The sequence below is a fragment of the Kitasatospora sp. NPDC085464 genome, assembly GCF_044541955.1.
Taxonomy (GTDB): domain Bacteria; phylum Actinomycetota; class Actinomycetes; order Streptomycetales; family Streptomycetaceae; genus Kitasatospora.
In genome coordinates, this window is record NZ_JBITTM010000045.1 from 22860 (window position 1) to 31948 (window position 9089).

The 9089-nt window shown below is 73.2% G+C and carries 6 protein-coding genes and 1 tRNA gene; all 7 read left to right on the forward strand.

Going from position 1 to position 9089, the window contains the following annotated elements; all coding sequences use genetic code 11:
- Window positions 1-62 precede the first annotated feature (62 nt).
- The 7 genes from ACIGG8_RS32825 (at window position 63) to ACIGG8_RS32855 (ending at window position 8969) form a co-directional block, all read left to right on the forward strand.
- On the forward strand, window positions 63-818 hold the full coding sequence (locus ACIGG8_RS32825; RefSeq protein ID WP_396552314.1) for a DNA polymerase beta superfamily protein: 756 nt from the start codon (window positions 63-65) through the stop codon (window positions 816-818).
- A 47-nt stretch (window positions 819-865) separates the two neighbouring features.
- Window positions 866-941, forward strand: a tRNA-Lys gene (locus ACIGG8_RS32830).
- A 529-nt stretch (window positions 942-1470) separates the two neighbouring features.
- A complete protein-coding gene (locus ACIGG8_RS32835) occupies window positions 1471-3012 on the forward strand; it encodes a tryptophan halogenase family protein (protein ID WP_350526335.1) in 1542 nt (513 codons plus the stop codon).
- Between the two features lie 183 nt (window positions 3013-3195).
- Window positions 3196-3834 carry a flavin reductase family protein gene (locus ACIGG8_RS32840; RefSeq protein WP_396552315.1) on the forward strand — a complete coding sequence of 213 codons (639 nt, stop codon included), beginning with the start codon at window positions 3196-3198 and terminating at the stop codon, window positions 3832-3834.
- A complete protein-coding gene (locus ACIGG8_RS32845) occupies window positions 3831-5231 on the forward strand; it encodes a cation:proton antiporter (RefSeq protein WP_396552316.1) in 1401 nt (466 codons plus the stop codon). Before ACIGG8_RS32840 ends, ACIGG8_RS32845 begins: the two co-directional genes overlap by 4 nt.
- A 423-nt stretch (window positions 5232-5654) precedes the next feature.
- Window positions 5655-8648 (forward strand): BTAD domain-containing putative transcriptional regulator, encoded by a 2994-nt coding sequence (locus ACIGG8_RS32850; RefSeq protein WP_396552317.1) that lies wholly within the window; start codon window positions 5655-5657, stop codon window positions 8646-8648.
- Between the two features lie 189 nt (window positions 8649-8837).
- Entirely contained in the window at window positions 8838-8969 is a 132-nt protein-coding gene (locus ACIGG8_RS32855; RefSeq protein WP_350526339.1) for a hypothetical protein, read from the forward strand.
- The last annotated feature ends 120 nt before the right edge of the window (window positions 8970-9089 follow it).

Here is a 9089-nt window from a genome sequence, read left to right on the forward strand (position 1 = left end):
CCGCAGCCCGCCCGTCCGCCCGTCCGCAGCCCGACCGTACGCCTCCCGGGAGGAGACCACCCGTGCCCGCAACCACCCCCGGGACCGTCCTGCTCTCCGGCATCGTCGGCTCCACCGCGTACGGCTTCGCCCACGCCGGCTCCGACCTGGACCGGCTGGGCCTGTTCGCCACCCCCACCGAGGAGTTGCACGGCCTGCACCGCCCCGCCGAGTCGCACGTCAGCACCGCGCCCGACCTCACCCTGCACGAGGCCGCCAAGTGGTGCCGGCTCGCGCTGACCTGCAACCCGACCGCCTCCGAACTGGTCTGGCTGCCCGACGACCTGTACGAGACCCGCACCCCGCTCGGTGCGGAACTCGTCGGCATCCGTACGAGCTTCCTCAGCGCACCCGCCGTGCGGAAGGCCTATCTCGGCTACGCCGACCAGCAGTTCCGCAAGCTGCTGACCCGCGACACCACCGACCCGGCCACTCGCCGCCGGGCCGCCAAGCACGCCCGGCACCTGGTCCGGCTGGTCGAGCAGGCCGTCCGGCTGCACCGGAGCGGCCGCAACCTGATCCGGCTGCCCGACCCCGAACGGATCCGCGAACTCGGCGAACGCATCGCCGACCGCCCCGCCGTCGCCGAGAGCCTGCTCGCGGACGCCGCCGACCGGCTGGCCGGCCCCGGTGTCCTCCCCGCCGCCCCCGACCCGCGCCCGGCCGAGGCGTGGCTCCGCCGCGTCCGCGCGGCCCACTACACGCCGCCTCAAGGACCGCTGCACACCCACGGCGCGTCCGTGCAATCCACTGGCGGAGCCCTGGGCCCCACCGGGTAGGATCGCCGTGGCTCTCCCCACCGGGCACCACCGGGACCAAGGGCCGCGGGGCACTAGCTCAATTGGCAGAGCTGCGGACTTTTAATCCGTAGGTTCAGGGTTCGAGCCCCTGGTGCCCCACCAGATCCGTCACGGCCGCCCCGGCGAGGTCCCGGAGGCGGCGGATCCCGCCCGCCGCGGCCGTGCGCCGCGGCCGCCGTGCGCCCCCGCCGCGGCGGAGCGGCCGGACGCCCCACCCCCTCCCCCCGGTCGACGCCCTGCGACACCGGCCGACGCCGTGCGCGCCTCCGGCGGCATCCGGACATCCCCGCAGAGCCCCGCAGAGCCCCGCGCAGCCGCGCGTAGCCGCGTCCGCCCGCCGCCCCGCGGGGACGGCGGCTGGGTCGCGGTGCCCCGCCGAAGCGGCGGGAAAGCGGCAGCGGCCGACGGGGCCCGACGGGCGCACGGAACGGGACCGGCGGGAAACCCGCGGGGACCGGGGAGAAACCGGCGGAGAAACGCCGGGAAGCGGCTGCGGGATTCCGTCCGGGCACCCGTCGATATTGTCGGGAACACCGTCGATCTTCCCTCGCCATTGACGACCGATAACGAAGGAAAAACGTGGCTGGATAACTTCGCTGCACGAATCACGGATCTCCAGGAGGGCTCGGGGATGATCAACTCGGTAGTGATCGTCGGCGGCGGAACCGCAGGCTGGATGAGTGCCACCTACCTGAAGGCGGCATTCGGCGACCGGATCGACGTGACGCTGGTGGAATCGGACCGCGTCGCCACCATCGGCGTCGGTGAGGCGACCTTCAGCACCGTCCGGCACTTCTTCGACTATCTCGGCCTGGACGAGCGGGACTGGATGCCGCACTGCTCCGGCTCCTACAAGCTCGGCATCCGCTTCGAGAACTGGCGCGAGGTCGGGCACCACTTCTACCACCCGTTCGAGCGGCTGCGGACCTCCGACGGGTTCAACGTCGCCGACTGGTGGCTGCAACTCGGCGACCGCAGCGAGTCCTTCGACCGCAGCTGCTACATCACGCCGTACCTGTGCGAGGCGAGACGCTCGCCGAGACTGATGGACGGGTCGCTGTTCGCCGGCGGCCTGGACGGTTCGCTCGGCCGTTCCACCCTGGAGGAGCAGCGCGCCCAGTTCCCCTACGCCTACCACTTCGACGCCGGCCTGCTGGCCCGGTTCCTCACCGACTACGGCACCCGGCGCGGGGTGCGGCACGTGGTGGACGACGTGGTGGACGTGGCCCGGGACGAGCGCGGCTGGATCAGCCACGTCACCACCCGCGGGCACGGAGAGCTCGCGGGTGACCTCTTCATCGACTGCACCGGCTTCCGCGGTCTGCTGATCAACGAGACGCTGGAGGAGCCGTTCGTCTCCTTCCAGGACGTCCTGCCGAACAACCGGGCCGTCGCGCTGCGGGTGCCGCTGGACGAGGAGCAGCGCAAGGACATGCGTCCGTACACCACGGCCTCGGCCATGGAGGCGGGCTGGATCTGGACGATCCCGCTGTTCGGGCGCAACGGCACGGGCTACGTCTACTCCGACGAGTTCACCAGCCCGGAGGAGGCGGAGCGCACGCTGCGCGAGTTCGCCGCTCCCGGCCGGGACGACCTGGAGGCCAACCACATCCGGATGCGGATCGGCCGCAACGAGCGCTCCTGGGTGAACAACTGCGTGGCGATCGGCCTGTCCAGCGCCTTCGTGGAGCCGCTGGAGTCGACCGGCATCTTCTTCATCCAGCACGGCATCGAGCAGCTGGTGAAGCACTTCCCGGACGAGCGCTGGGACCCGGCGCTGGCCGCGGACTACAACAAGCGCGTCGCCAACGTGCTGGACGGCGTGAAGGAGTTCCTCGTCCTGCACTACTGGGCGGCCCGCCGTGACGACACGCCGTACTGGAAGGAGACCAAGGTCCGCCCGCTCCCGGACGGCCTGGCCGAGCGACTGGAGGTCGCCGCCTCGCACCTGCTCGACGAGCAGACCATCTACCCGGCCTACCACGGCTTCGAGCACTACTCCTGGAACACCATGCTGCTCGGGCTGGGGCAGGAGCCCCGGACGGCCCGGCCGGCGCTCGCGCACATCGACCCGGCCGCGGCCCGCGCCGAGCTGGCCCGGATCAAGGCCGACGCGGACCGCCTCGTCGCCGCCCTGCCGAGCTGCCACGAGTACCTCGCGTCGATCAACTGACCCGCACCCGCCAGGGGTGCACCGAGCCCCCGGCCCGACGGGTCCCCACCCCCGTGGACCCGTCGGGCCGGGCCCCGTCGGCGCACGGACGGCGATCGGCGACGGTCGCCGTCCCGCGGTGCCCGGCGGTGCCCCCGGCAGTGCTCGGCGACCATCCGCACCGCTCCCAGAAGGCGAGAACGCATGGCCAGCCCGCCCGCGTCGAGCCAGGCCCCGGCCGGCAGACGCTTCGTGGACCGCGCCGGTCCGCAGCCCCGCTCCGCACGACAGCCGTCCACCGCCGGGCACGTGCCGGTGGACGACTACCGGGGGCTCATGAGCCGTTTCCCGACCGGCGTCGCGGTGGTCACCACCACCGACCCGGTCGGCCGTCCCCGCGGGCTCACCTGCTCCTCGCTGAGCAGCGTGACCACCGCTCCGCCCGTCCTGTCCGTCTGTCTGAAGGCCCCCAGCAGCACGCTGGAGGCCCTGGTCGCGCGACAGGCCTTCGCCGTCAACCTCCTGCACACCGGGGGCCAGGCCGCCGCCCGGGTGTTCACGACCGCGGTGGCCGAGCGCTTCTCGCACGTCGACTGGCGGCCGTCGCCCGTCCTCGGCCTGCCCTGGCTCACCGGGGACGCGCTGGCGCTGGCCGGCTGCCGGGTGCGGCAGCTGATCGAGGTCGGCGACCACGTCCTGGTCCTCGGCGAGGTCGTCGAGGTGCACCGGGCGGGCGGGGTCCCGCTGCTGTACGGGCTGCGCCGGTTCGCCGACTGGCCCGCCGCCGAGCAGGACGCCGAGGTGCCGGCCGCGGTCGGCGCCCGGGGGGTGGCGGCGCCGTGACCACGGCGGAGAGGCCGGCGCCCGAGGGGCCGGTCCGTCGTGGGGTGCCGCCGCGGCGCCCGCGGGAGGGTGCCGTCCGGCAGGCGGTGGTCCGCTGGGTCCCCGGGCTGGTCGTCCTGGTGACGGCCCTCGTGCTGTGGGGGCCGAGCCTGGTGGACACCGCGCGCCGGGCCGACCGGGTCGACCCGATCGCCCGCTTCCTGCTGGCGGTCGCGGTGGTCGTGCTGCTCAGCCATCTGCTGGGCTCGCTGATGGTCCGGCTGCGTCAGCCCCCGGTGGTCGGCGAGGTCCTCGGCGGGCTGCTGCTCGGTCCGTCCGCGCTGGGCTGGATCTGGCCGTCCGGGCAGGCCTGGATCTTCTCGCCCGAGGTGCGCGGCGGGCTCGATCTCGCGGCGCAGCTCGGGCTGTCCGTCTTCGTCTTCCTGCTCGGGTGCGAGCTGCGGGAGGTGCGGCTGCGCGGGCCGGTGGTGGCCGCGGTCGGCGGCGGGATGGTCCTGCCCTTCCTGGCCGGCGGCGCGATCGCGCTGGCGGCGCCGGACGTGCTGGCCGGGTCGGCCGGGAAGGGCTGGGGCTACCCGGCGTTCTTCGGGCTGGCCCTGTCGGTGACCGCGCTGCCGGTCCTGGCCCGGACCCTGGTCGACCTGAGGATGGACCGCACGCCGCTCGGCGGCTACGCGCTGACCACGGCGGCGCTCGGTGACGGGGTGGCCTGGCTGGCGCTCACCGGCATCCTGGCGGCCTCGGCGGGCGGTGGCAGCGGGAAGCTGGTCTCCACGGTGGGGCTGACCCTGGCGCTGGTCGCCGTCACCGTGCTGTGGGTGCGGCCCGCGCTCGCCGCGCTGATCCGGCGCTCGGAGCGGCGGAGCTCGCCCGAACGGCTGCTGCTGCCCGTCCTGCTGACCGGAGCGCTCGGCTACGCGGGGCTGACCCAGCTGATCGGGCTGCACCCGGCGGTCGGCGCCTTCCTGTTCGGAACGGTGGTGCCGCACCAGTCGAGCGTGATCGAGCGGATGCAGCAGCACTTCCAGGGCTTCACCCTGGCCGTGCTGCTGCCGGTGTTCTTCGCCGGTGTCGGCCTGAAGGTTTCGATCGGCTCGCTCGGGCGGGACGGCGGGCACTGGCTGGTTCTCGTCGTCGTCGTGCTGGCGGCCTGCGTGACCAAGCTGGTCGGTGCGGGCGGAGCAGCCCGGCTGGCCGGTTTGGACCGGGCGGACGCGATGCGTTTCGGGGCGTTGATGAACTGTCGCGGAGTGACCGAGATCGTCCTCGCCGGGATCGGTTGGCAGGCACATCTGATCAGTACCGCGGGGCTCACCGTCCTGGTGTTGATGGCGCTGCTCACGACGGCGATGACCGGCCCGATGGTCCTCGCCGTCCGTCCGGCTCCCGGCGGCTGATCCCGCCGGAGCACTCCGGCCCCGGCCGGTTGGGGCGGATTCCCCCACCGCCGGGGCCGGCCGGAACTCCTTCGGACGGTGCCGGTCCACTTCCCGGCGCTATCCGCGGGGCCGCGGAAATGGGGCGCACCGGTCGGTTTGTTTCTTCGCTCCGTTCCGTCGTTCCGGGCGAATTGACGGGGGGCCGGCCGCGAACGCGGGCGAGTTCCGGCCGTGAATGATGCCGACGCAAGCCAGGCGTGATTTGTGAATCAATCAAGTATCCTCGGTCGCGCTGCGGCACCTGGCGTGAGACCAACGGGGGTACAGATGGTCGATGCGGCTGAACGGGATATTGGCCTCGATTTCGGCATTCTTGGGCCATTGTCGGTTACATATCAAAGTCGGCCGGTGGTGATAGGTGGGGCGCGTCAGCGCACCATCATGGCGATGCTCGTGCTGGCCTGGGGAAAGGAGGTGTCGGTCGACAGCCTTGTCGAGGCGGTCTGGGAAGGGCAGCCGCCCTCCACCGCGAGGACCCAGGTGGCGATCTGCGTCGCCGCACTGCGCAAGGCGTTCCGGGCGGTCGAGTGCCCGCGGGAGGTCATCCTCACCGCGCATCCCGGCTACCGGCTGCAGGCGCAGGGCAACACCCTGGACTCCGTGCACTTCGACCGCCTGCTGAGCGAGGCCGCGCAGGCGCGCCGGGAGGAGCGCAACGAGGACGCGGCCGGCCTCTACCGGCTGGCGCTGGACGTCTGGCGCGGCCCGGCGCTGGCCGGGGTGACCGGCCGTCGGGTCGAGGGTGCGGCCGTCGCCCTGGAGGAACAGCGGCTGATGGTCTACGAGGAGCTCACCGGGCTGGAGCTCGCGCTCGGCCGGCACCAGGAGCTGATCCCCCGGCTGGCCGCCGTGATGCGGGAGAACCCGCTGCGCGAACAGCTGCGCTACAACCTGATGCTCGCCCAGTACCGGGCCGGGCGCAGGGCCGAGGCGACCGAGACGTTCCGGGACGGGCGCCAGCAGTTCGTCGAGGAGCTCGGCCTGGAGCCGGGCCCGGTGATCCAGCGGCTGCACGACGCGATCCTGCGTGACGACCCCGAGCTGATGCTGCTCGGCTCCCCGCGGGAGACGGTCGCCGCGCCCGCGTTGTCCGTCGAGGACTACGTCGTCCCGGAGGTCGAGGCGGCCGACGACCCGCCCAGCCGCGCGCTGGGCGGACTGCCGCCGCCGGTTTCGGCCTTCGTCGGCCGTGAATCCGAACTCGCCTCCCTGGACCTCCTGTTGGAGGACGAATCCAGGGGAGGGGGGCCGGCCCGCGGCTTCGTCACCGGATTCCCGGGGGTCGGCAAGACCGGCCTCGCCCTGTTCTGGGCGCACCGGGTGACCGAGCAGTTCCCCGACGGCCAGCTCTACGCGGACCTGTTCGGCTACGACGAGCACCGGCCCCCGGCCGAACCCGGGGACGTGCTGAATCGTTTCCTCCGGTCCCTCCGAGTGCCCGGCGAACGGATCCCCACCGCCCACGACGACCGGGTGTCGCTGTACCGGGCGATCCTGGCCGAGCGCCGCGTCCTGGTCATCCTGGACAACGCCCACTCCTTCAACCAGATCCGCGACCTGCTGCCCGACGGCGGCCGCTCCTGCGTCGTGGTCACCAGCCGGGAGGACCAGCAGGACCACCTCGCGGTCGGCCACAGCAGGGTCCGGTTGCGGCTCGACCCGCTGCCGGAGCCGGACGCCCTGGCACTGCTCGGCATGATCGCCGGAGCGGACCGGGTCACCGACGACCCGGACGGCGCGCGCCGGCTCGTCCGGCTCTGCGACCGTACGCCGCTGGCCCTGCGTATCGCCGCGGCCCGGTTGGCCTCGAAGCCGCACTGGAACGTACGGCACCTGGCCGCCCGGCTCGCCAACGAGTGCTGGCGGCTGGACGAGCTGACCGCCGGGGACCTGGAGGTCCGGGTGAGCTTCGGCCTCAGCTACCGCGACCTGCCGGCGGACGTGGCCCGGATGTACCGGCGGCTCGGCCTGCTGGCGGTGCCCGACTTCACCGCCTGGGTCGGCGGCGCCCTGCTCGACCTGCCGCCGACGCAGGCCGAGAACCTGATCGAGCACCTGGTCGACGCGCAACTGCTGGAGGCGGCCGGCACGGACGCCACCGGCGCGCTGCGCTACCGCTTCCAGACCCTGCTGCGGCTGTACGCGCGCGAGCGGGCCGAGCTGGAGGAGCAGGAGGCCGAGCGGCGGGAGGCGGTGACCCGGGTGCTGGAGACCTGGCTCGCCCTGGCCGAGGAGGCCCACCGGCGCGAGTACGGCGGCGACTTCTCGGTGGTGCACGGCTCGGCGGAACGCCGCCCGCTGGACCGCGCCCACACCGACGAGCTGCTGGAGGACCCGCTGCAGTGGTTCGAGACGGAGCGCGAGTCGCTGGTCGCCTCGGTGCTCCAGGCCTGCGAGCTGTCGCTGGACGAACTGGCCTGGGACCTCACCGCCTCCTCGGTGGTGCTGTTCGAGATCCGCAACCACCACGAGAACTGGCGGCTCACCTGCGAGCGCTCCCTGGAGGTCGCGCGGCGGGCCGGGAACGAGCTCGGCGAGGCCGTGATGTGCCACGAGCTGGCCGCCGTCGAGATGTTCCAGGAGCGCTTCCACGAGGCGCAGGACTGGTGCGAGAACGCGGTGCGGCTGTTCGCGCGGATCGGCCACCGCTACGGCCACGCGCTGGCGCTGCGCAACATGGTGATCATCGACCGGATCCACGGCGACCGGCGGCAGGCGATGGAGCGCCTGCAGGAGGCCCGGGAGGTGTTCCGGGAGGTCGGCGACGCCTCCGCGCTCGCCCACACCCTGGGCCAGATGTCGGTGATCGAGCGGGAGCAGGGCGCGCTGGACTCCTCGCTGCGGCTGGCCGTCGAGGCCGTCGGCGTCTTCGACCGGATCGGCCGGACCAGGGGCGCGGCGCAGGCCGTCAACCGGTTGGCCGGCGCGTACCTGGCGCTCGACCGGTTCGACGAGGCCGAGGACAGCTTCCGGCGGGTGCTGCAGATCGTCCGGGACAAGCACGACCGGCGCGGCGAGACGCACGCCCTGCTCGGACTGGGCGAGGCGCAGCTGCGCTCCGGCCGGCCGTACGAGGCCCTGGCGACGCTGCAGACCGGGCTCGGGGTGGCGCAGCGGATCGACGTCCCGCTGCTCAACGCCCGGCTCAGCCTGGGGCTCGGGGAGGTGCTGCGGCGGCTGGGGCGTTTCGACGAGGCGTTCCGGCGGCTGGTCAGCGCCCGGGACGGCTTCGCGGCCCTGAAGTCGCCGCGGCTGGTCGAGCAGGCCGAGCAGCACCTGGCCGAGCTGATCGAGGCGATGGAGGACCTCCCGGGGGAGGAGGGCCCGCGGGAGGTGACGGGCGTCCCCGACCTGGTGTGCCCCCGCTGGAGGTGACGGGGCTGCAGGACTGCAGGACCGGTCGGGTATCGCTTGAGAACCGGACAAGAACGTATCGATAAGAGCTTGAAGTGGCGACTGCATAGCCTCGTTCCAGAAGCGAGGGAAACCCATTCTTGAGGAGATGCGGCAGTGCGCTACGTCCGACTCGTGAACACGTTCCGGCCGGCTCTGGTTGTGCTCGGCATGACTGCCACCCTGTCCCTCGGACTGATGGCGTCCGTGGGCGGGCCCGCCGCCGCCCAGGTCCGCGCCGGTGGCCCGATCGTGTCGGCCCCCCTCCCGATCGACGGCCCCGGCAGCGAGGAGTGGAACTGACCGGGTGCACGGGGGAACGCCACAACGCCGTCGGGCGGCACCGGGGTACCCGGTCGGCCCCCCGCGGTGCGGCGGGGGGGGGGGGGGTCGCCCCGCCCGTGCGGGGCGGGGGGGGGCTGG

Bases quoted from the DNA above. Each gene is read 5' to 3' on its own strand.
- ACIGG8_RS32850 (WP_396552317.1), top strand. From the start codon at position 5,655: ATGGCGATGCTCGTGCTGGCCTGGGGAAAGGAGGTGTCGGTCGACAGC.
- ACIGG8_RS32855 (WP_350526339.1), top strand. From the start codon at position 8,838: ATGACTGCCACCCTGTCCCTCGGACTGATGGCGTCCGTGGGCGGGCCC.
- ACIGG8_RS32840 (WP_396552315.1), top strand. From the start codon at position 3,196: ATGGCCAGCCCGCCCGCGTCGAGCCAGGCCCCGGCCGGCAGACGCTTC.
- ACIGG8_RS32835 (WP_350526335.1), top strand. From the start codon at position 1,471: ATGATCAACTCGGTAGTGATCGTCGGCGGCGGAACCGCAGGCTGGATG.